19 protein-coding genes are annotated in these 23615 nt (G+C 34.1%); 16 read left to right on the plus strand and 3 right to left on the minus strand.

Annotation, left to right across the window (positions count from 1 at the left end; genetic code table 11):
• The first annotated feature begins 163 nt into the window (after positions 1-163).
• Positions 164-436, plus strand: coding sequence for a hypothetical protein (locus tag AC000W_RS03810; RefSeq protein WP_476658665.1), 273 nt, complete (start codon positions 164-166; stop codon positions 434-436).
• A 12-nt stretch (positions 437-448) separates the two neighbouring features.
• Positions 449-817 (plus strand): GerW family sporulation protein, encoded by a 369-nt coding sequence (locus AC000W_RS03815; protein ID WP_474746169.1) that lies wholly within the window; start codon positions 449-451, stop codon positions 815-817.
• Between the two features lie 64 nt (positions 818-881).
• On the opposite strand, the gene AC000W_RS03820 is transcribed toward AC000W_RS03815, so the two are convergent.
• The gene (locus AC000W_RS03820; protein ID WP_474746171.1) at positions 882-1316 is read right to left on the minus strand and encodes a hypothetical protein; all 435 of its coding nucleotides are present in this window, start codon (positions 1314-1316) and stop codon (positions 882-884) included.
• A 100-nt stretch (positions 1317-1416) separates the two neighbouring features.
• Positions 1417-1716: a thioredoxin gene (gene trxA / locus AC000W_RS03825; protein ID WP_474746173.1), complete on the minus strand. Its 300-nt coding sequence runs from the start codon at positions 1714-1716 to the stop codon at positions 1417-1419.
• A 119-nt stretch (positions 1717-1835) separates the two neighbouring features.
• Here trxA and AC000W_RS03830 point away from each other — a divergent pair, with 119 nt between their 5' ends.
• The 11 genes from AC000W_RS03830 to AC000W_RS03880 all read left to right on the plus strand — a co-directional run bounded on the left by AC000W_RS03830 (position 1836) and on the right by AC000W_RS03880 (position 10353).
• Positions 1836-2684 (plus strand): universal stress protein, encoded by an 849-nt coding sequence (locus tag AC000W_RS03830; RefSeq protein WP_474746175.1) that lies wholly within the window; start codon positions 1836-1838, stop codon positions 2682-2684.
• Between the two features lie 4 nt (positions 2685-2688).
• Entirely contained in the window at positions 2689-3534 is an 846-nt protein-coding gene (locus AC000W_RS03835) for a universal stress protein (protein ID WP_474746177.1), read from the plus strand.
• A 61-nt stretch (positions 3535-3595) separates the two neighbouring features.
• Entirely contained in the window at positions 3596-4444 is an 849-nt protein-coding gene (locus AC000W_RS03840) for a universal stress protein (RefSeq protein ID WP_474746178.1), read from the plus strand.
• Between the two features lie 11 nt (positions 4445-4455).
• A complete protein-coding gene (locus tag AC000W_RS03845; protein WP_474746180.1) occupies positions 4456-4869 on the plus strand; it encodes a hypothetical protein in 414 nt (137 codons plus the stop codon).
• 43 nt (positions 4870-4912) lie between these two features.
• Positions 4913-5755, plus strand: a complete 843-nt coding sequence (locus AC000W_RS03850) for an ATP cone domain-containing protein (RefSeq protein WP_474746181.1) — start codon at positions 4913-4915, stop codon at positions 5753-5755.
• A gap of 7 nt (positions 5756-5762) precedes the next feature.
• Positions 5763-7133 carry an MBL fold metallo-hydrolase RNA specificity domain-containing protein gene (locus tag AC000W_RS03855; protein ID WP_474746183.1) on the plus strand — a complete coding sequence of 457 codons (1371 nt, stop codon included), beginning with the start codon at positions 5763-5765 and terminating at the stop codon, positions 7131-7133.
• 76 nt (positions 7134-7209) lie between these two features.
• Entirely contained in the window at positions 7210-7632 is a 423-nt protein-coding gene (locus AC000W_RS03860; protein ID WP_474746184.1) for a hypothetical protein, read from the plus strand.
• Positions 7633-7743: 111 nt separating this feature from the next.
• A complete protein-coding gene (locus AC000W_RS03865) occupies positions 7744-8181 on the plus strand; it encodes an Hsp20/alpha crystallin family protein (protein WP_474746186.1) in 438 nt (145 codons plus the stop codon).
• A gap of 58 nt (positions 8182-8239) precedes the next feature.
• A complete protein-coding gene (locus AC000W_RS03870) occupies positions 8240-8677 on the plus strand; it encodes a hypothetical protein (protein WP_474746188.1) in 438 nt (145 codons plus the stop codon).
• A gap of 31 nt (positions 8678-8708) precedes the next feature.
• Positions 8709-9365 (plus strand): hypothetical protein, encoded by a 657-nt coding sequence (locus tag AC000W_RS03875; protein ID WP_474746189.1) that lies wholly within the window; start codon positions 8709-8711, stop codon positions 9363-9365.
• Entirely contained in the window at positions 9346-10353 is a 1008-nt protein-coding gene (locus tag AC000W_RS03880; protein ID WP_474746191.1) for a 2-hydroxyacid dehydrogenase, read from the plus strand. Before AC000W_RS03875 ends, AC000W_RS03880 begins: the two co-directional genes overlap by 20 nt.
• Here AC000W_RS03880 and cls read toward each other — a convergent pair.
• Positions 10348-11748 (minus strand): cardiolipin synthase, encoded by a 1401-nt coding sequence (gene cls / locus AC000W_RS03885; protein ID WP_474746192.1) that lies wholly within the window; start codon positions 11746-11748, stop codon positions 10348-10350. The genes AC000W_RS03880 and cls overlap by 6 nt on opposite strands.
• Before the next feature lie 572 nt (positions 11749-12320).
• On the opposite strand from cls, the gene AC000W_RS03890 reads away from it, so the two are divergent.
• From AC000W_RS03890 to AC000W_RS03900, 3 genes are all read left to right on the plus strand, one after another.
• Complete coding sequence (locus AC000W_RS03890) at positions 12321-14711, plus strand: right-handed parallel beta-helix repeat-containing protein (protein ID WP_474746194.1); 2391 nt, start codon at positions 12321-12323, stop codon at positions 14709-14711.
• Positions 14712-14755: 44 nt separating this feature from the next.
• Positions 14756-20830, plus strand: coding sequence for a DUF8202 domain-containing protein (locus AC000W_RS03895; protein WP_474746195.1), 6075 nt, complete (start codon positions 14756-14758; stop codon positions 20828-20830).
• A gap of 78 nt (positions 20831-20908) precedes the next feature.
• Positions 20909-23615: beta strand repeat-containing protein (locus AC000W_RS03900; protein ID WP_474746197.1), on the plus strand; the 2707-nt coding region annotated here is incomplete at its 3' end.

The raw sequence follows: 23615 nt of genomic DNA on the forward strand, positions 1-23615 counted from the left end.
TACCTATCATTTTGGCCATAGAAACTGATACAAACCAATATTATATTAAACTCCCTGGTTTGATTAAGTTAAGTGTTGAGACTCATGAAATAGAGCTATTGAGAATTAAGGCTAGGATTTTTTTTTAACCTTTTATTTCTACCCTTTACGAAATAATAGTAAAGTGAAAAATAAAAAGAAGGAAAATATTAAAAAGAAAAGAAGAAAAATAACAATAAACCAGCTATATAAAGTTTTAAAGTCCTTTAAATTAAAAAAAACTTATTTAAACATAGATACAGGGGATTTTGTAATGAACGCAAAACTATATCCGATATTTTTCATTTTAAATTATAGAAAAGAAATTTTTTATATAAACTATGATGGACAAATTAAAATATTACTACATATACAAGGAAGATTAATATATATACTTAAATCATTTATTCACAAATAAAATAATAAAATTATGGATTTACATTTTGAAGAGTTATTAGGAAAAATTACTGATTTTATTAAGTCTGAAGCAAAGACTGAAACAGTAGTAGGAGAACAATTTGAATTGGGAGAATTTAAATGTGTTCCCGTTATTAAGGTAGGAATGGGTTTTGGTTCTGGAGGTGGAGAAGGAACTGAATCTAAAACTCGTTCTGGACAGGGAATGGGTGCAGGAGCAGGAGTTGGCATAGAGCCTATTGGTTTTTTAGTAAGTAAGGACGATGAAATTTCGTTTCTTGCTGCCGGAAAAACCAAAGGATTAGCTTCTTTATTTGAAAGAGTACCAGAGATTATTGAAAAAATAGGAAATAATAGAAGTAAAGAGGAAGCAACTGCTTAGGCTATTATTTAAGTATTCTAAATTAAAAGCTGAGTTCGTTCTCAGCTTTTAATTTTTATTATAATCACTTTTCTTCTTTTATTTTTTTCTCTAATTTTTGTAGTTCCATTACATGATTGGCAATACTAAAAAGCTCGGTTTTTGTATCTCTAAACTTCTTTTTAAAGTAATGTATACTTTTTTCTAAAATATTATGTTCGGAATAAATTTCGTTATAATCTATTTTAGAAGTGCCATCAATAATTTTAGACAATTTTAATATATGTTGCTTACTATTTTCTAATAATCTTTTACCACTATATCTTAAATCTTGTAGCCTCATCATTGCTTCACGCATTTCATCAAGATTTTCGACTTTAATCATTTGAGTAAAATATTTATCCAATAAGTGTTGTAGGAAAGTTAAATCATCTTTATAGAATTGCAGTTCAGAAATGTATTCTTCTGTATTAAAATATAATTGATCTAGACCTAATCTTTTTTTATTTATTTTGCTCATACTTTCTTTATTAAGGTGAAGTATATAAAGATAAAAAGCAATTCTGATGAATTAAATGACATTCGTCACCTTCAGTTATAATCATTCAAAGACTATCAATTTAATGGAATGAATTTATTATGTTGACAATATCTGCTTTTTGTAATACCCCAGATTGTCTCCACAACTGTTTTCCTTTCTTGAACAAAATCATAGTTGGAACACCTTTTACTTGATGTTTTCTAGCTGTTGACGGGTTTTTATCCACATCAATTTTCACGATTTTAACCTTATCTCCCAATTCATCCTTTACTTGTTCTAAAATGTGGGCAAGCACCTTACAAGGGCCACACCAATCTGCATAAAAGTCTATTAGAACAGGTATATTAGAATTAATTATAGACTTAAAAGTTCCTTTCATTTCTTTGTTTTTTGTGCGTATGCAATTTACTAAAATGTGTTGCTTGCGAACTGATATATATCATGGTTTATACTATGCTCATATCCTAGTTTTGATATACTTAATTTAAAAAGAATATTATGAAACGTATATTATTGCCAACAGATTTTTCTGGAAATGCCAACAATGCAATAGATTATGCAGTCCAATTATTTGCGGGAACCGAATGTACTTTTTATTTGTTGCATACGTATTCTCCTGCTATATATAGAGCAGATTATATGTTGCATAGTCCAGGACAAATAGGATTGGGGGATATATATCAAGAATCTTCTATGAACCAATTAATGGAAACCAGTAAAAGACTTAAAGGGCAATTCAAAAATAATAAACACACATTTGTGGAACATGCCGCTTTTAATCTTTTGGTTGATGAGATAAATGAGGTAGGTGAAAAAGAGGATATTGATCTTATTATTATGGGAACCCAAGGAGCAACTGGTGCCAAAGAAATATTTTTGGGAACCCACGCCATACATGTTATAAAGAAGGCCAAAAACCCAGTTGTGGTCATACCTCCAGAATTTAGTTATGAAAAACCTAAGGAGATTTTGTTCCCCACAGATTTTGAGGTTAAATACCAAAAAGACCATTTAAAAATTTTATTGGATATGACTAAGACACATCTGTCAAGATTAAATGTTATGTATGTTCATTCTGGATATGATTTAACCAATGAACAAATGATTAATAAAACTAAACTGGAAGAACTTTTAAAGAATACTTCTTATTTAGTTCATGAAATGCCTGATCAAGAAATTATTTCGGCAATCAACGATTTTCAGTTAAAAACCAAAATAAATCTCTTGGTAATGATTCAAAATAACCATGCTTTTATAGAAAAGATTTTTCTTAAATCTGTAATCAAGCAAATAGGTTTTCATACCAAGATTCCATTTATGGTGTTTCCACCTTTTCTTAAAAACTAGTACCATGTATAATATTCTTGCCTTAACAGATTTTTCTAATAATGCATATAATGCACTTTTTTATGCGTCTCAACTATTTAAGAAAGAAGAATGTACTTTTTATATTCTTAATGCTTATGATGAACATACACCAATAAAAGAGATAAATAAGAAAACGAAAAAAAAACTACTGCATATATTGACAGACGAGTCCCAAGAAGAATTGGAGCATACCTATCATAGAATTATGCTTGATACGTCTTGTAACTCCTTACATACTTATAAAACGATATCAATCAACAATAACTTGTTGGATGGAATAAAAAAGGTTGTTGAAAAAGAAGAAATTGACTTTGTTGTTATGGGCAATAAAGGGAAAACCGGTGCGAAAGAAATTTTCCTAGGGAGCAATACTATTCATGTAATAAAAACTATAAAAACATGTCCAGTACTTTGTGTTCCAAAAGAGATTGATTTTAAATCACCAAAAAAGATAGCATTTACCACCAATTATGAGAAAAACTATGCTTCTAATATATTGAAGAGTCTGAAAGATATGGCATTATTTACTAAGGCTTCAATACATGTATTGCATCTAGATAAAGATTATAATTTGAAGGACAATCAAGTTGAAAATAAAAATGAATTATTGGAAAGAATACAAGGTTTTGAAGTTCATGAGTATATAATACCTTATAAGAAAACCAAAGCAGAAACAATCAATCAATTCATTGAAAAAGAAAAAATAGATATGCTTCTTTTAGAATATCATCACCATAATTTTTTTAAAAAAATATTTAAAGAATCCGTAGTGTTTGATATTAGTTTTTATCTGAACATTCCATTTGTGGTTATTCCCACTGAAGACTGATATATATCATGGTATGTATGGATTTAGGATTATAACTTTATATAACACCTAAAAAAACATCATGAAAAAAAGAATATTAATACCCACCGATTTTTCTAAAAATGCTTTGAATGCTGCACGATATGCAATGGATTTGTATAATGATTTTGAGTGTGATTTCTATTTTTTGAACGCATATCATATCTCAGGATATTCCTTGGATAGTATGATGGTTCCAGAACCTGGAGAAAAATTGTATGAAACAGCAAAAAGCCACTCTGAAGAAGGATTACAGAAATTAACTGAAATATTAAAGCTGCATCCTGATAATCCAAAACATATTATTCACACCATTTCCAGTTTTAACTCTGTGTTATTCGCGGTTGAAGATATAATAGATAAAAAGGACATAGATATTATTGTAATGGGCACAAAGGGTAACACAGGTTCATCATCTGTTGTTTTTGGCACCAATGCAGTAACATTAATGGAAAAGGTTACGGATTGCCCAGTAATTGCGGTACCTGAAAATTATAGCTTTTCACCTCCAAAAGAAATAGTTTTTCCCACAGATTATAAAACTGATTTTAAACGAAGAGAACTTAATTATCTTTTGGACATTGCCAGAACACATAAATCTAGTATTCGTATCCTTCATGTTTCAAAAGAAGAACGCTTAAATAAAAAGCAGGAAAATAATAAAGCACTTTTGGAAGATATATTAGAGGGGATGGACTATAGTATACATACACTTTCCAATATTAAAGTTAGTAAAGGAATTATGGCATTTGTTGAGAGTAGGGGAAGTAACATGATTGCTTTTTTGAACAAGAAGCATCGTTTTTTTAACAGCTTGCTTTCGAATCCATTAGTTAAAGAAATTGGGTATAATACTAATACTCCAGTGCTGGTATTAAATGACAATAACTAAAAAGGCATAAAATGAAAAATATAGGAATTTGGTTAGATAAAGAAAAAGCACACGTGGTTACATTGGTAAATGAGGATGAAAAGTTTAAAACTATTATGTCTGAATTGGAATTTTTTAACCCTAAAGGGGGATCTCGTACCAAAACTACTAAATGGGGACCACAGGATGTTGTGCAAGACAGTAAATATCTGGAAAGGGAAAAACATCAATTAAAGCGATATTTTGAAAAATTGGCCAATGTTATTGATAGTGCTGATGCCGTGGCAATTTTTGGCCCAGCTGATACCAATGAAAAGTTTAGAGAAGAATTAAAGGAAAATTATCCTTTACTAAATCAAAAGGTAAAAACAGTAATGAAAGTTGATAGTATGACCAACAATCAAGTAAAAGCATTGGTTAAAGACTATTTTGCAAAACAAAAATGATTGGAAATTTTTTATCAATCATTTTTTATGTACCATTTAATTTATGAAAAATAAAGAAATAGAGGTCATTAAATCTTCTGGAAGCAAAGCATTTTTTTCCATAGACAAATTGAAAAATTCTTTGAGAAGAAGTGGAGCCAGTGATGGTTTGGTAGCGAAAATAGTTGAAATAGTTCAAAATGAACTTTACGATGGTATTACTACCAGGGAAATATATAATAGGGCTTTTGCACTGCTTAAGAAAAACAAATCCATTTTAGCATCCAAGTACAAGCTTAAGAAAGCTATCTATGAATTGGGCCCGACTGGTTTTCCTTTTGAAAAATTTATCAATGCAGTTATGCAATATTCGGGATATAGTTCGGAAACCAATATAATCTTATATGGTGCTTGTGTAAATCACGAATTAGATGTTGTAGCAATCAAAAACAATCTAAAGGTTTTAATCGAGTGTAAATTTCACAGTGAAGAAGGGCGTAATTGTAATGTAAAAGTTCCACTATATATACATTCTAGATATAATGATATAAAAAAGCAATATAATCTACAAGGTAATAAAGTTCAAAAATTGGATAGGGGATGGGTAGTTACTAATACACGTTTTACAGAAGATGCCCTTGCATATGGTAAATGTGCTGATTTGTTTCTTTTAAGCTGGGATTATCCACATGAAAATGGTTTAAAAGATAGAATAGATAGATTAGGGCTTTATCCTATAACGGTGTCCACAATCCTCACCAATAGGGATAAGCAGTTTTTGTTGAGTAGAGATGTTGTCCTTTGTAGACAACTTATAAAGGACAGGTTCTATTTGGATTATTTGGGAATGTCTGAAGTAAGAAAGAAAAAAGTACTTGAAGAAATAGACCTGTTGTGCAACTTTTGAGAGACTTATGAAAGAAGTTACAGTTCAATTTTTAGGAGCGGCAGAAACAGTAACTGGTTCCAAGTACTATTTGGAAACACCAGAATTAAATATAATGGTGGACTGTGGTATGTTTCAAGGTCTTAAGGAGTTAAGAGAGATTAATTGGAACAAATTGCCAATAGATGCCTCTGCAATAGACGTTGTGCTCTTAACACACGGCCATTTAGATCATACAGGGTATTTGCCACGATTGGTCAAAGAAGGATTTAATGGAAAAATATATGGCACCGCTCCTACTTTGGCGATTACGGAAATCATATTGAGGGATAGTGCTAAAATTCATGAAGAGGAAGCAAAAAAAGCTAATGAAGAAGGCTATTCTAAACACAATCCTGCACTTCCCTTTTATACACTTAAAGAAGCAGAAAAAGTTTTTGATTTTTTTAAACCCATTGAAAAAGATATTTGGATTGACTTAAGAAATAATACTAAGTGTAGATTTAATTATAATGGACATATTATTGGTGCAACTTTTATAGAAATAAAAATCTATGGAAAGCTTTTTGTGTTTTCTGGAGATATTGGTAGAAATACAGATTATTTGCTAGACCCGCCAAATAGGCCAAAATGGGCAGACTATATATTTATGGAAAGCACCTATGGAAACAAGCTTCATCCCAAGGAAAATGTAGAGGATATTTTGGTTTCTCTTATCAACGAAACAATATATAATAGGGGTAATTTAATAATTCCTTCGTTTGCTATTGAAAGGTTACAGTCACTTATGTATTTGCTATGGAAATTATACAAGAGGAATCGTATTCCTAATATTCCCATTTTTGTAGACAGTCCAATGGGAAACAATGTACTTTCTGTTTTTAAAACCTTTCCTGATTGGCATCACTTGCCTATAGAAGAATATAAAGCAATGTGCAAACATATAAATATCATAAGTTCTTATAGAGAAACATGGGAAACAATTGATGACAAAAGACCAAAAATAGTAATTGCGGGAAGTGGTATGGTTACGGGAGGAAGAGTGCTTACTTATTTGCGACAGCTTTTGGATAAAACTTCAACCACGGTCCTTATGGTTGGTTATCAAGCAGAAGGTACCCGTGGCAGAGAATTGCTGGAAGGAGCGCATGAAATAAAAATATTTGGAAAATACATACCCATAAAAGCTAAGATTCAACACTTGGAAAGTCTTTCTGCTCATGCAGATCAGGTGGAGCTTATACAGTGGTTAAATGGTATAAAAAATATACCAGAGAAAGTATTTTTGATGCATGGTGAACCAACAGCTTTACAAACATTTAGAATAAAAATTGAAGATTCATTGGGTTGGCGGATAGAAATCCCTAAATTATTTGGAAGTACTACTTTTTACGTATAAAAATAATAGAAAACTGACCTTTGTCATTTTAGTGTTTTTATACAAAATGTAGCTTTATAGAATGCTACAAAAAACCATGGAAGACACTCACGCAAATAATAACCAAACAAAGAAAGTAGAAGAATTACATTGGGAGTCCCAAATATGGAAGTCCAATTTACAATTTATGGATGATGAAATCACATTCATTGACCATTTATTGAATTCTTATGTTTTTCAGCCCAATACTCCCAATTTATTTGAACGTTTGCAAGGTTATTTAGAAAGAATACGAAAAGCAAAATTAAACAAGCAAGAAGTTAGAAACCTTATTTCCCAGCACGAAAGTAATCTGGGAGGAATGATAGAGTGTACCACGGATAGTTGTGATTTGGAATATTATCAAAAACACAGCAAAATTAAAGCTGAGGTAGTTAATTGTATTGAAAATTTTAAAGTTTTAAAATCAGATGTGTTTAATTATGCTGGAGGTATATTAAAAAAACGAAAGCCAGCATAATAAGGTACATTATTAATGGCAGGAACTGATATATGTCATTTTAGTTTTTAAATCTGAGCATTAATTTAGAAAAGAATAAAGTATTATATGTTAATCTAAAATATTTATACTATGTCACTTATTAAATTTAACAGAAGCAGATTACCATGGAACGATAGTTTAGTGGATTTTTTTAATCGAGAAGAGTTTTTGAACGATGATTTTTTCAATTTAGAAAAGTCATCACCCGCAATGAATGTAAAGGAACATAATTCCGATTTTGAAATAGAATTGGCTGTTCCTGGGTTTAACAAGAAAGATTTTAAAATTACTATGGAAAATGATGTGTTAGAAGTATCTGCACAAAAAAGTAATGAAGAGGTAGAAGAGGAAGATGATTATACTCGTAAAGAGTTTAATTTTAATTCCTTTAAAAGAACAATACAACTTCCAAATACTATAGATAATACAAAAAATGTAAAGGCTACCTATAAAAATGGAATTTTAAAATTGAATCTCTTAAAAAAGGAAGATAAAGAGAAATCAAAAAGAATGATTGAGGTTGCTTAACTAATTTTAAGTAGCAAATTTAAAATTGGGTTTGCTGTCTTTTTAAATTTAAATTATTATGGAAACAAGAGAGTATACTTATGTTGAATGGCTTAGTGCTGATGAAATGCATAATCAATATAGAAATTGGTTCTCCCAACTTACTTTTATAAAGGATGAACAGTTATTTCTCAATGATTTGATTAAATCTTATACACTCCAACTTTTGGATTCTGAGAATTATGTGAAAAGTAAGGGATTGGTGAATTCGTTGTTGGATTTGGAAAAAAAATTAGTACCCCTATTTAAAAGAGTACAATTGCATGGAAACCAATTGGAAATTATGGTAGATGATGTAGATCAATTGGAGATGGAAAAAGCATATAGAGATACCCATAGAAGTGTGCTTAGCGATTTAAATCAGTATGTTATGGAGTATAGGATATTGAAAAAGAAATTGTTTAAGTTGGTTTCAGGCTTTATGAAAAAACAAAAACAAAAAAAATTGCTCAAATAGATTACATGTAACAATAATTTAATTAAAAAGGATGAAAAAGATTTTTATTTTACTAATTATAACACTTTCAGGCTGTTCTTCGACTCACATAGTAAGTAATTGGAAAAATCCAGATATTATCTTATTTGATGCATATAAGGTACTTATTGTTGGGATGACACAAAATGAAACTGCAAGAGAAAAATTTGAAACAGAATTAAAAAATGAATTTACCAAACGTGGGGTAGAGTCTTATAGAAGCATAGACCTTTTTGATATTAAATTTACTACAAGTAAACAATCTGAAAAAGAACTTTCTGAAGTAGAACAACAGTTATTGGATAAAGATTTTGATGCAATCCTTTTTACTAAGGTTGTTGGTTCTGAAAATAAAAGAATTTTTAGAAAGCGATTATCAGAAATAGATGAAATTTATGGAAATTTTCATGATGATTATATTGGCCACCAAGGAATTTATTATGATTCAGATTATTATGATGAGTTCAAAGTATATCATTCAGAAACCTCATTATACTGTATATGTGTTGGAAAGGAGCGTGAATTAATATGGAGAGGGGCAATAGATATAACAGATCCCGTGAATATTGATAAAACAGTAGATGACTATGTAAGATTGATAGTTTTGGCAATGGAAGAACAGGATTTAATTTTCAGAAAAGAGCAAAAAAATGAAATTACTGGTCTATAGCGCTAAAGATTTTGAAATTCCATTTTTGAATAAAGCGAAAGATGAAAGAATTAAGACAACGTATACAAGTAATGCTTTAAACAGCCAAACTGCTATACAAGCTGCTGGTTTTAATGCTATATCAATATTTTCTGGAGATGATGCTTCATTGCTCGTCTTGGAGAAACTAAAAGCATTGGGAGTAAAGTATATTACTTTACGATCTGTTGGTTACAATAATATTCATATAAAATCTGCCAAACGTTTAGGGTTAAAAGTCGCTAATGCACCAAATTATTCTCCACATTCCATTGCAGAATTTGCTATTGCTTTGTTATTGTCTATAAATAGAAAAATAGCGATAGCAAACCAACAGGTACACAATTATAATTTTACCCAGGACAAACTACTAGGTTTTAATTTAAAAAATAAAATTGTAGGGGTAGTTGGTACAGGAAGAATTGGTAAGGTAATGGTAAAATTATTACATGGATTTGAATGCAATATAATTGCTAATGACCTAGTTCCAGATGAAAAACTTGTTCACCAATATGGTGTAGAATATATGGGTTTGGAAGATTTGTGTAAAAAGTCAGATATAATAAGTTTACATGTTCCATTGACTCAGGATACTCATTATCTTATAAACACGGAAGAACTAGAAATGATGAAGAAAATGGCAATTCTGGTTAATACAGCTAGAGGTGCAATTGTAAATACCAAAGCACTTATAGAAGCTATTGAAAACAAAAATATAGCTGCATATGCAACAGATGTATATGAACAAGAAAAAGAAACATTTTTTAGAGATAATTCAAAAACAGGAATAAACGATGAAAGTCTTAAGAAACTGTTGTCCTTTCCAAATGTTTTACTTACGCCTCATCAAGCTTATATAACATTTGAAGCTTTAGAAAAAATAGCAGAAACTACATATTTTAACCTAATATGCTGGTTGGAAGGAAAAGAATGTGAAAACGAACTTGGTTACGAAACGTTGATTTTATAGAATAGGACTCAAAACTTTAGCTGCACCTTCTTTAAGTCTATGAACCCATGGTCTTTGAATATGGTTTTCGTATTGCAGTTCCTTACTTTTTCCACTATCAATTAGAAAATTTTGCTTTAACCTAATTGCAAAATCAGCATCGTACACTAAAGCATTTACTTCATAATTTTGATGAAAGCTGCGATTATCTACATTGGCCGTTCCAATGGACACTATATTGTTATCACTTACAATTATTTTGCTGTGTAAAAACCCATCAGGATATAAAAATATTTTAATCCCTACTTTTAAAAAAGATTCAAAATAAGATTTCACCGTCCAACTTACAATGGTGCTATCAGCATTTTCTGAGACTAATAACCTAATATCTACTCCACTTAGAGATGCAGTTTGTAATGCTTGCAGAATTGCTTGACTAGGTATTATATAAGGATTAGTAATGTAAACATACTCCTTTGCTTCAGTAATAATTGAGAAGTAAACTTGCTCAATGATAGAAAAATCATCATCAGGACTACTTGATACTATTTGTATAGCCTGTTTTATACCGGCATTATGTTTAATAGATGTAGTTAAAGCTATATTTTGATTTGATACCAAATACCAATCATTCAAAAAAACTTGATTTAAATACAAAGCCCCAGATCCCATGATTTTTATGTGCATATCATGCCATGTGCCCAAAGCGGGATCACCCTTTAAATATTTGTCTGAAATATTTATACCGCCCGTAAAACCAATTTCACCATCTACAACTATTATTTTTCGATGATTTCTATAATTTAATGAAGACAGAAATCTACCAAACCTATATGGAAGGAAAGAATATGTTTCCACTCCAAGAGCTTTTAGTTTTTTTAGATAAGACTTGCTCAAAGAATAACTGCCAATACTATCATATATTAATCTTACTTTAACGTTTTGGGCTATTTTTTTTTTGAATACTACTAAGAGTTCATCTGCAAGCATACCTTCTTCAAAAATGTAATATTGTAAATGGATGTAATCTGTTGCATTGTTCAAGGCATTAAAAATACTTTCAAAGGTAGCTTGCCCATTCTTCAAAAGAGTTAGCTCATTGTTGAGAGTAGGAGCATAACCAGTATTCTTTTTAATGAGATTTACAATTTTTTTATTTCCTTCATAGAGATAATCCGAATTGCAAATATCTTGATGTACCAAGAGGGTATTTTCATTTTTTTTTGAATGAAATAGTTTTTGTTTTCTTCTATTTCGGCCAATCATAAGATATAATAAGATTCCACCAACTGGTATGGTGAAAATTGCCAATAGCCACCCCAAAGTTTTTGATGGCCTCACTCCATTTATTAGAAGACTTATAATTATAAAAAGAGCAATAATAATGTATATAATCAATAAAACAGTCAGCCACATAAAAGCTATTCTTTAATAGTTTCATAAATGAAACTAGTTTAATATAGCATTGTTTTCTATGATATTTATCACCTTGTCAGGTGTAGTAATACATTGGCATAAATATATATAAATAATATAGCAAATATTTTTTATTTTTACGGATGTAAAAGACACATAAAATTTGCGTCAATTTATGCCATTTTGAACCAAGTTTAGACTTCGGTTAAGAGTAAAAAAAATAAAGCGTAATCATTTGATAATTAACGCATTGTGGCAGGTAATTTAGTGCTGTCACCCCGACAAAGCAGAGAAGTGATTTGTGAAAGCAAATCACTTCTTTATTTCCAAGAATTACAATTTCGGATTTATATTCTTGTTTAAAAATTCTTCTTCTTTAAGAACATGCTCCTTATTATACGGCACACACTTTTTTATCGATAAACGACCAATAATTAGGATAAAAGGTAAATTACTCACAACAAATTAAGATAATTACACATCATAAATAGTCTTATCATGCAACAAAAGTAAGAAAATGATTACTAAAATATTGATATTCGTTTCCTGTTCGTACAAAATACCAACAAATTATGAAAACGAGTACCAAAAGATTTCCCGAGACACCTAATTCTAAATTTACAACAGTAATTAAACAAAAAACCCTTCTTTTTTTGGCTTTCCTTTTGTTTTTACTTCCCTTGTCCATACAGGCAGGTACGTTCCCTGTAACCAATTTAAACGATGCTGGGGCTGGGTCTTTACGCCAAGCCATTACAGATGTAAATGCAGCTGGAGCAGGGCCACACGATATTACATTTACGGTAAGTGGCACTATAGTCTTACAATCTAGCTTACCTGCTATAGCGTCTGAAAATGTAACCATAGATGGCGAAAGTAAGATTATTATTGATGCTAATAATACAGTTAGTGTTGATGTCTCTATAGATGTTTTTGTTAGTACTGCAAGTAACCAAACCTATAGAGGTTTCACCATTATGGATACTGGAGTTGATGTTTCTCGTTTTGAAGGTGATTTATCAAATATTACCATAGAAGATATGGTAGCGCTTAATAGTGAAGGAAATTATTTTAATGCTGGAATTCGTTTTGCTGGTAATTTCTCAAACATTGTGGTGCGTAATTTTACAATGACACAGCTACAAGCGGGAAATGTTGGTGTTTATTTTACAGGAACAACTGATAATGTAGTAATAGATAATTTTAATTTATCAGATACAGGTGGGGGTGCTTCACATGGTATTTACTTCAATTTGGGGGCAAACAATATTACCATACAAAATAGTGATATAGACTTGTTTATGCCCAATGAAGGAGATAATGACGGAGACTATGCAATTAGGTTTAATAGCACGGCTACAGATATAACTATAGAACAGACCAACGTAAAATGTGATATATACGGAATTGAATTCGTTGGTGTTGCTACAGATATTGAAATTACAGATACCACTTTTGATAATAGTTATGGAACGGGTACTTCACAAGGTATACGTTTTTCGAGTACGTTAAATGGTCTAATTATGACCAATGTATTTGTAGATATGGAGCTTACAGAGATTGCTGGCACCAATGATGGTGACTATGGAATTGTCTTTGGAGCTGATGTAAATTTTGGGACTTCAAAAACAGCAACTTTAACCAATGTTACCGTACGTGGAGCCGATGAAGATGGTATTTATATCAATCGGAACATTGCAAACTTAACCTTAGAAAATTGTAATCTACTTGGGTTTGGTGACGGCGCGAGTTATGAAGATGGTATTCAATTTTATAATGATTGGGAATGGACAAATATTCTTATCAATAATTCTACTTTTGATGGCAATGGTAGAGCGGGTCTGTTGATTGATACAAATAATGCTGCATCAGATTTCACCATTACCAACAACACCTTTACCAATAGTGTTTATACTGGCAGTGGTCATGGTATTTGGCTTTATGATGGTGATGGAGATAGAGATGTAACCATTACGGGTAATACTTTTGCCAATAATAATGGAAGCGGTGTTTATGTAGATAACTATCCTGATGGAATTGTGATTTCAGAAAACTCCTTTTATAATAATGGAAGCAGAGGTATTAATAACAACACAAATGCTAATGTAGATTTACAACATATAGATGGTGATGCACCTGTTATAACGGCATCTACGCCACAGGGTGGTAATAGCTATGAGGTTACCTTTACACTGCCTGCATTTTGCACAGATTGCGATGTAGAATTCTATACCAATAAACCCAACGATACGCCCTATCAAGGACGTACCTATGTATATACTGCATCCAATTTAGCAACGGGTTTAAATACGGTTACTATTGATAGTGGAGGAGAAAACCAAGGATTTTGGACAGCAACTTTAATGGTGAACACCTTAAGTTATTCTGTGTCAGAGTTTAGTGATGGCTTTCCCATAACACCTACAAGCCCAGGTGGGGAAGTCGCAGACTTGACCATTTGGCTTAAGGCTGATTCTGGTACTAAGCAGTCTGGTGCGGCTGTTACTTTAAACAACAATACCATAGACGAGTGGATTAACCAAACCAGCAATCCTGTACTCAGTTTTTTTGAGTCGGAAGCTGCAGACGATGCAAGGTTACTTACAAATACATTGAATTTTAATTCTGTAGTAGATATTGATAACAATGATAGATTACTAGCTTCAGGATCAGGTGTAACAAGTGCTGATGATTATTTGGATGTGGATTCTAACACTGCTTATATCGTATATACCCAAAACTCCGATGTAACAGGTAACAATGTTATTTTTCAATATCGTGATGGGCATACAGATGATACAGAACAGTTTAATTTAGAAAATAACCCTCCTTTATTTGGAGCGCCCACTCAGTCCAGTGCTGCGATTGCTGCCACAACAGTTACCCATGGTGAGTATCAAATACTTTCCTTAATAGATACGGATGATGCAGGAGGCGATACCAATACCATATCATATACTTAAATGGTAAGCAGGATGGACAAAATGTTAACTCTGGCGATATTTTATTGGGAACAGCAAGAATGTCATTAGGCGCTACCCCAAATAATCAAAACCATTCAGACATTAATGTAGCAGAATTTATCATTTTTGAAAATGAACATGATGCTACAACTCGTAATAAAATAGAATCGTATTTGGCTCTAAAATATGGGATGACCTTAGACCAAACTACGGCAACAGATTATATAGCCTCGGATGGTACTACACCAATCTGGGCCAATGATTCAGATAGCTATGATTCAGATATTTTTGGTATTGGTAGAGACAATGCCTCTAATCTGGATCAAAGAGTGTCAAAGTCCATAAATGATGGTGCAATTGTGACCCTAGCTCTAGACCATGATTTTGCAAGTGAAAATAAGGCAACAGCCCGTACTACAGAACATACCAACGACATACAGTTTTTAACCCTTGCCAATAATGGGGACGACCTTACTAGACAATCAACAGAAATTGATGGTACCATTTACAATCGTAGAATAGCACGTGAGTGGAAGGTGGATAAAACTGCCAATTTTACCCAAACTGTAAGCCTACAATTTAGTGGTTTTGATGCAACTTGGGAATTAATCCAAAATAGTACAGATGATTTTACTTCTGGATCTATCTCTTTGGGAACCTTGGACAACAATGGTGAAATTACAGGAGTTACCTTATTAGATGGTGAATATTACACCCTAGCTAAGTACCAAAAAGCTCCTGGATCCCTTGTTGCCAACCTTAATCTTTGGTTAAAAGCGGATGACGGTATATATACGGATCATAATGGATCTATCCCAGGGAGCACAATTGCCATAGAAGGAGACGATATAGAATCATGGAGAGATGCTAGTGCTTCTGGGAATACTTTTTATCAAGATTTGGTTGCTGCCCAAGAGCCTAGTTTTAGAGAAATGGGAGCTGGGTTAAACTTTAACCCTGGGGTTTCTTTTGAAGACGATGCAGATGATCTTGTTTCGCTATTAAATGTAGATAGTACACCCTACACCTTTTATGTAATTTATACTCTAGATCAAGCTTCTCCAGGCACAAATCGTGCACTTAGAGGTTATACAAACAATTGGTTAATAGGTCCTTATGGTGGTTATGATAGGCATCATACACAAGATGCTAATGGTAGCGGTGTGTATTGGGTAAACAGTACTGACGTAGTAACACCGATAGATCAAGCTCGTTTAACAATGGCGACCAACAATGGTACAGCCTCCGCTTTTTATATAGATGGACTAGACAAGACTACTGGTAGTACCTCAATTGGAGCACCAGGACAATTGGTATTGGGAGCGGAAGGAGGTTCTGCTGCCGAACCGTATGATGGTGATATAGCCGAAGTACTTTATTTTGACAAAGTGCTAAGTACACCTGAAAAACAATTGGTAGATTCTTATTTGGCGCTTAAATACGGTATTAGTCTAGACCAAACCATAGCTACCAATTACCTAGCTTCCGATGGTACCACTCCAATGTGGGAAAACGATGCAGATGGTTATGATTCCAATATTTTTGGAGTAGGTAAGGATGCTGAACAGGGATTGGATCAACGTGTTTCAAAATCGGTAAATGATGGAGCTATTTTAACCATTGCCCTGGATAATGATTTTTCATCTTCTAATCAAAATGCAGGACGTACAACAGCACATGCAAACGACTTACAGTTTTTAACACTAGCAGACAATGGTGGTACAGTCGCTACACAAACTACGGAATTAGACGCAGCTATTTATGGATTTAGAACAGGTATAGAATGGAAGGTAGATATGACTGCCAACTTTACACAAACGGTTAACCTAAAATTTGATGGTTTTGATAAGAATTGGATTCTGTTACGAGATAGCGATGGTGATTTCTCTAGCGGAGCTACTGAGGTAGGTGTCCTAGATATAAATGGAGAACTAACCAATGTAGATCTAATAAATGATGAATTTTTAACCCTTGCACAAAAACTTATAGCCCCAGGTGGTATTGTCACAGACCTACAAATATGGCTTAAGGCAGATAACAATGGGGGCGTGGTTACAGATGGTACTACCATAAACACTTGGGACAACTTATATGGAGATAACTTTGAATTATTTTCAAGTGATCCTAGTTATGAATCGGATGCAACCAATCTGTTAAATTATAACCCAGTTATAGATTTTGATGGTGATGATTATTTTAGAAATGCTACCACTAATTTTGGGCTTACAGGGGTAGAAGTTACGGCCTATTCTGTTGTTGGGGAATATAAGACTTTGACATATGGTAACTCACAAATCTTTATGGGGCGCACCTCTACCAGTTCAAATGGTTTTCAGTTTGATGTGCTTACTTCAAATAATAATTTACGTTTACGATTAATTGATACTGGTGACCTTGTTTCAACCCTCGTAAATGATGTAACAGAGCCCGCAATAAATGGTGTGTCACGAAACAGTGCAGGATTAGGTCGTAGTCATCTCAATGGTCTTACTGTAGATGGTAATACCAATACTACAAATTGGAATAGTGCAACGCAATATTACTTAGGAGCTATTCATAGTGGTTATATTGCCGCTATGACCATGCCAGAATATATTGTTTACAATCGCTATTTAGATCCTACAGAGCGCAATCGTGTAGAATCATACTTAGCCCTTAAATATGGTAAAACCTTAGATCAGTCCACCTCACAAGATTACGTGGCCTCCAATGGTAGCACCATTATGTGGGAGGCGACAAGCAATGTTGGTTATGACAATGATATTTTTGGTATTGGTCGCGATGACCTTTCTGGGCTTAATCAAAAAATAGCTAAATCTGTAAATACAGAAACCATACTATCGGTGTCTTTAGATGCAGATTATGCAAGTTCTAATGTAGCTCTAAGTAGAACAACAGAACATACAAACGATTATCAATTTCTACTATTGGCAAACAATGGAGGGGCTACAACACGCCAAGCCACAGAAATAGATGGTATAAATTATACGGGGAGAATTTCTCGAGAATGGAAAGTAGAAAAAACAGCCAATTTTACCCAGAATGTAAACCTAAAATTTGAAGGTTATGATGAAACTTGGGAGTTGTTATACAATACAAGTGATGATTTTACATCAGGGGCAGTTTCTTTGGGTAATTTAGATGCCAATGGAGAAATAGCAAATATAGCCCTTACAGATGGTTGGTATTTAACCCTTGCCAAGCTACAAGCAGCACCAGGAGGTGTAATAGCAAACAACCAAATTTGGTTAAGAGCAGATAAAGGAGTCAACGGAACTATAGGTGTTACGTGGACGGATCAGGCAATGAATAATGGGGACATCTTTCCAAATGTAGGAAGCCCTAATCTATTTGAAAATAGTACCAACTTTAATCCAGCTATAAACTTTGATGGCGGCAACGATTACTTTAAGATTTCAAATGGGGAAGCCAATGTTGATTTTTCTTCGGGAGGTATGGATGTTTTTTACGTGACCAACAATTGGTTTGAGGGTCAATCAGTAATATACATTGGGGCCAATGATGCTCAAAATGGCCAATCACGTACTTGGGGGCAAAAAGAGGTTCATCAAGGTACTGTTTTAGGTCAAGATGATGTTACACCTGGGAATATGGATTGGATTTCGAATAATCTTAATAGTTCAGCACATTTATTTAGTATTTCTTCAATAGATCCGGCTTCTTCAGTTATAGGTGCTGACTCATATTTTGCTGAAGGTGTAAGCATAACCCCTACTATTGGTGGCGACCCTAACCGGGCTTGGAACCGAAATACTGACAATGTAATGATTGGTAACAGTAGAAACAATGCAAATACAGATTGTGGTGCATGTCGCTTTGGAGGTGGTATTTTAGAGGTAATCGCCTATAATACAGACAACACAGTTACGGATAAGCAAAAAATAATTTCTTACCTAGCCGTTAAGTACGGTATTACCTTAGACCAAACATCCCATACAGATTATTTGGCTTCCGATGGGTCTTCTATTTGGACTGCCGTAAATAACATTGGGTATAACAATGATATTTTTGGTATTGGTCGTGATGATTATTCAGAACTAGACCAAAGAGTTTCCCAGTCTGTCAATAGTGGTAGCATACTTACTGTTGCCTTGGATCAAGATTTTACCAATGGTAATAGTGATGCTGCAAGAACTACGGAACATGATAACAATATGCAGTTTATGTTATTTGCCCATAACGGAGATGCCATTACAACGCAATTAACAGAGATAGACGGTATTAACTTTAACAGAAGAATTAGTAGGGAATGGAAAGTAGACAAGACAGCCAATTTTACGCAGACCATAAATCTTAAGTTTGAAGGTTTTGGTACCAAGTGGCACCTTCTTAAGGATAATAATGACAATTTTAGTACAGGCAGTACAGACCTAGGAGCATTAAATGCCAATGGAGAAATTGTAAACATAAGCTTAGAGAGTGGTGAGTACTTAACATTGGCAACAGTATTGCCATCACCAGGTGGTTTATACACAGATTTAGAACTATGGCTTAGAGCAGATATAGGTGTAACAGATGCAGGAACGGCTGTTACGGCTTGGGAAGATCAGTCTTCACAAGGCAATTCTATGAGCGCAGCCCCAGGTGATCCAGATTTACAAGAAAATATATTAAATTATAATCCTGCAGTACATTTTGATGGCGATGATGAGGTTACCTCACCATTTGACCCAGACCCAGTAAACGGAAACCCCGTACAGTTCTATGCAGTTTATAATGCAACTACTATAAATCGTGGTTTGTTAGGGAATGATAATAGTGGGAATGATACGTATATTAATATTGCTGGTGTTTCTGCGAATGATGCCATTTTTACTGGTGCAGGCACGGAAACTAATGTTACCAATCAGACCAAATTGATCAGTGTACATTTTGATCATGGAACAACCAATGGTTCTCAAATTTTTGTGGACGGAGCCAGCGGAGGAGTCTTTACCTATGCCAACGCAACAGACGGTTTGGGTTATCTTGATATTGGATCTATTGGTGATTATGATTTCTTTGAAGGGCATATTGCTGAGGTTATTGCCTATAGAGGAAGCTCACAAACTGCAATGGGACAAAAAGAAATTGAGAGTTACCTAGCGCTTAAATATGGTATTGCATTAGACCAAACCACACCAACAGATTATGTTAATAGTGATGGTAGTTCTATTTGGAATGCAACAGATAATACGGGTTATAACAATGATATTTTTGGAATAGGTCTAGACAATATTTCTGCCTTAGATCAACGTGTTTCAAAATCTGCTAATGGTGGTAGTATTTTAACTATTGCTTTAGATGCTGATTTCGCCAGCGCCAATAATGATGTTGCACGTACTTCTGTGCATGCAAACGACAAGCAATTCTTGGTAATTGGTAATGATGGTGGTGTAACAACAGAGCAAACTACAGAATTGAATGCCCCTTATAATTCTAGAATTGTTAGGGAATGGAAAGTAGATAAAACCACCAATTTCTCTCAAACCATAAATCTAAAATTTGATGGCTTTGATGATCAATGGGAGCTACTACATGATAGTGATGGTGATTTTACTTCAGGAGCCACTTCTTTGGGCGCATTGGATATTAATGGTGAAATAGCAGGAATTTCATTAGTTGATGGTGAGTATATTACATTGGCAAAATTTGAAAAAGGCCCTGGTGAGGTTGCAACATCACTGGAATTATGGTTGCAAGCAAATACTGGTGTTACCGGAACAGCTGAGGTAACTCAATGGGATGATCAATCTACCAATGCATATAGTTTTACTAAAGTAGCTACAGGACCAGACGCAACAGCAGCTATGTTAAATTTTAATACAACTTTGACGTTTGATGGTTCTAGCAATACTTCTGCTGTAGGAGACGAAAATATATTAGAATATAACGGTGTGGTAATACCTAATACTGGTGCTGATACCGATGATATTAGTTACTTCTATGTAAGCAACTCCAATATTTCAACTAGGGCTCTATTTGTACAAGAACCTGCAACTGGTTCTGGTGTTTCACCATCTACCCAGGCAAGACCTAGTTATATACAATCAAATAATCCATCGGGTTATAGTGGAGTTTATAGTAGCGGTTTTGTATCTGATCAAGTATTGATTTGAGGCGTAGTAAGAGAAGATTTAAATATTGATACTTATATTAATGGACTTGCCGCTGGAAGTGGAACAATAACTGCTGGATTGGTAGACCCTGGTAATAGAACAACGATTGGAGGACGAGATCAAGGAATACCCAATGATGCTGCCTTAGATGGATATATAGCAGAAGTAATAGCGTACAATACAAATGTTTCGACCATAGAAAAACAACAAATAGAATCCTATTTGGCTTTAAAATATGGAATGACCCTTGATCAATCCACACCAACAGACTATTTGGCCTCTGATGGTACTACAACAATATGGAAGGCTTCTGATAATACAGGGTATGAAAATGATATTTTTGGTATTGGTGCAGACAATGTATCTACATTGGATCAAAGAGTTTCAAAATCAGTAAATGCCAATGCAATTTTAACCGTTGCTTTGGATAATGATTTTACTGTTGCTAACAACAATGTTGCTAGAACAACCGAACATACAAATAATCTGCAGTTTTTGGTTCTTTCCAACAATGGTGGGGCAACAACCACCCAAACTACAGAATTAGATGATACTACCTACGGTTTACGAACTGTTAGGGAATGGAAAGTAGATAAAACAGACAATTTTACCCAAGAGGTACATTTAAAGTTTGATGGGTTTAACGATTCTTATATTCTATTACGAGATGCAGATGGAGATTTCTCTTCAGATGCTATTGCCATAGGAAACCTTGATGCTAATGGAGAAATTACAGCAGTTGCCTTGGCAGATGGTGAATATTTGACTTTGGCAACCCTAGCAGAAACACATTCAGTTTCCGGTATTGTATTTTATGATGAAGATGGGGAGGGAGATTTAGATGCAGGGGAAACTACTAGATTACAGGATGTTTCAGTTGCACTTTATGATGATAATTCTGGAGCAGCTCTAAACAATGGTTCTTTTGACGGTGATGAAACTTTAGTAGATACAGAAGTATCTGTAACAAGTACAGGAGCATATACATTCTCTGATGTTTTACAAGGATCTTATTTTGTTGTGGTGGATCATACAGATTCAGCCTTAAATAATGATGCCAATAATGGTAGTATAACCTATGGGGCAACCACAGCAAAAGCACGTCTGGTAACAGTAAGTTCAGCGGATATTGTTGATGAAGATTTTGGTTTTGATGAACCAGTGGTGACATTGGCAACCGATGAAACCAGCATTAATGAAAGTGGTGCATCGCCAGCAGTGGCAACGTTAACGACTACGATTACTCCAACTACTGGTTTTGATACTACAGTTGCTTTGGCACTTAGTGGAACAGCAACTTCTGGAGGAACAGACTATACGGCAAGTGCCACATCAATAACCATTTTGGCAGATGCAGCTACGGGTACGGAAACAGTTACTGTAGAAGCAGATGATTTAATTGAAGGAGATGAAACAGTTATCGCTGATATTGATACGGTGACCAATGCGGTGGAAAGTGGAAGTCAACAAGTGACTATCACAATCGCCGATGATGAAATAAGTACAAGTGCCACAGGTACATTAATTGCTAACGCAGATGGTTTGGCAATTTCCGATGGTGCGGATACTGAGACAATTACAGTACAATTAAAAGATGATTCTGGTAATGATTTAGCAATACCAGGTATCAATGTGAGCTTTTCTGTAACAGGAAGCGCTGTTTTATCCAGTGCTACAGCAACAACAATTGCTGATGGTTCGGTCTCAATTACACTTACTGATACCGTTGAAGAAGAAGTAACCATAAACGTTACCGTTGATCATGATGATAATGGTGGTACAGCAGAATTAGCAATTACAAATGGAGCACCGCTTACAGTTGTGTTTAGTTCTGATGGAGCAAAATCATTGGTTGTTAATGCAATAGAAGATGTAGACCTAGATGAAAACTTGGTTTATACTAGTGTAACCCCGAGTCTTGGTGGTACTCCATCTGGAGCAGTAACATACACACTTGGAGGAGCAGATGCAGCAGATTTCACAATCAATCCTACAACAGGAATTGTGAGCATGGTAGCAAGGGATTTTGAAAATCCTATGGATGCAAATACAGATAATGTATACGAGTTAATAATCACAGCAACAGATACAGGAAGCAATACGGATTCAGAAAGTTGGACCGTAACAGTGAATGATGTTATAGAAACGTCAGTGTTTAGTATAAATGCCCTTTCGGAAACTGTTTCAGAAAATGCGGCTTTCACGGGCACGGCACCAACAGTAACAGGAACTCCTAGTGGTAATCTTACCTATGGAATTTCAGGGGCAGATGCAACACTTCTATCTATAAATCCAACAACCGGAGTTGTGAGTATGTTAGCTAAGGATTTTGAAAATCCTGTGGATGCTAATACAGACAATACGTATGCATATACCATTACGGCTACCGATGAGGATAGTAATGTTGCCAATGAAAATTGGCAAGTTACGGTGCAAGATGTAACAGAAACAGTAACTATTACCATTGATGCCATAGGGGATACGAACGTAAATGAAAATGCAGCCTATATAAGTATAACACCAAGTATTACAGGTACTCCAATTGGCGCTGTGACCTATACTTTGAGTGGAACAGATGCTGCAGATTTTACTATCAATGCCTCAACTGGAGTTGTGAGCATGGTAGCAAGGGATTTTGAAGCCCCAGCGGATGCTGATACAGATAATGTATATGAAGTAACAATTACCGCTACGGGTGATGATAGCAATGCTGATTCTGAAGATTGGATAGTAACTGTTGATGATGTAGCAGAGACGGTAACGTTTACCATTGATGCAATAGCAG

Source organism: Saonia sp., assembly GCF_056326165.1.

Coding starts and splice junctions, on each gene's coding strand:
- AC000W_RS03835 (WP_474746177.1), top strand. CDS start 2,689: ATGTATAATATTCTTGCCTTAACAGATTTTTCTAATAATGCATATAAT.
- AC000W_RS03860 (WP_474746184.1), top strand. CDS start 7,210: ATGGAAGACACTCACGCAAATAATAACCAAACAAAGAAAGTAGAAGAA.
- AC000W_RS03845 (WP_474746180.1), top strand. CDS start 4,456: ATGAAAAATATAGGAATTTGGTTAGATAAAGAAAAAGCACACGTGGTT.
- AC000W_RS03875 (WP_474746189.1), top strand. CDS start 8,709: ATGAAAAAGATTTTTATTTTACTAATTATAACACTTTCAGGCTGTTCT.
- AC000W_RS03880 (WP_474746191.1), top strand. CDS start 9,346: ATGAAATTACTGGTCTATAGCGCTAAAGATTTTGAAATTCCATTTTTG.
- AC000W_RS03820 (WP_474746171.1), bottom strand. CDS start 1,316: ATGAGCAAAATAAATAAAAAAAGATTAGGTCTAGATCAATTATATTTT.
- AC000W_RS03855 (WP_474746183.1), top strand. CDS start 5,763: ATGAAAGAAGTTACAGTTCAATTTTTAGGAGCGGCAGAAACAGTAACT.
- AC000W_RS03830 (WP_474746175.1), top strand. CDS start 1,836: ATGAAACGTATATTATTGCCAACAGATTTTTCTGGAAATGCCAACAAT.
- trxA (WP_474746173.1), bottom strand. CDS start 1,716: ATGAAAGGAACTTTTAAGTCTATAATTAATTCTAATATACCTGTTCTA.
- AC000W_RS03850 (WP_474746181.1), top strand. CDS start 4,913: ATGAAAAATAAAGAAATAGAGGTCATTAAATCTTCTGGAAGCAAAGCA.
- AC000W_RS03890 (WP_474746194.1), top strand. CDS start 12,321: ATGAAAACGAGTACCAAAAGATTTCCCGAGACACCTAATTCTAAATTT.
- AC000W_RS03865 (WP_474746186.1), top strand. CDS start 7,744: ATGTCACTTATTAAATTTAACAGAAGCAGATTACCATGGAACGATAGT.
- AC000W_RS03870 (WP_474746188.1), top strand. CDS start 8,240: ATGGAAACAAGAGAGTATACTTATGTTGAATGGCTTAGTGCTGATGAA.
- AC000W_RS03840 (WP_474746178.1), top strand. CDS start 3,596: ATGAAAAAAAGAATATTAATACCCACCGATTTTTCTAAAAATGCTTTG.
- cls (WP_474746192.1), bottom strand. CDS start 11,748: ATGTGGCTGACTGTTTTATTGATTATATACATTATTATTGCTCTTTTT.
- AC000W_RS03815 (WP_474746169.1), top strand. CDS start 449: ATGGATTTACATTTTGAAGAGTTATTAGGAAAAATTACTGATTTTATT.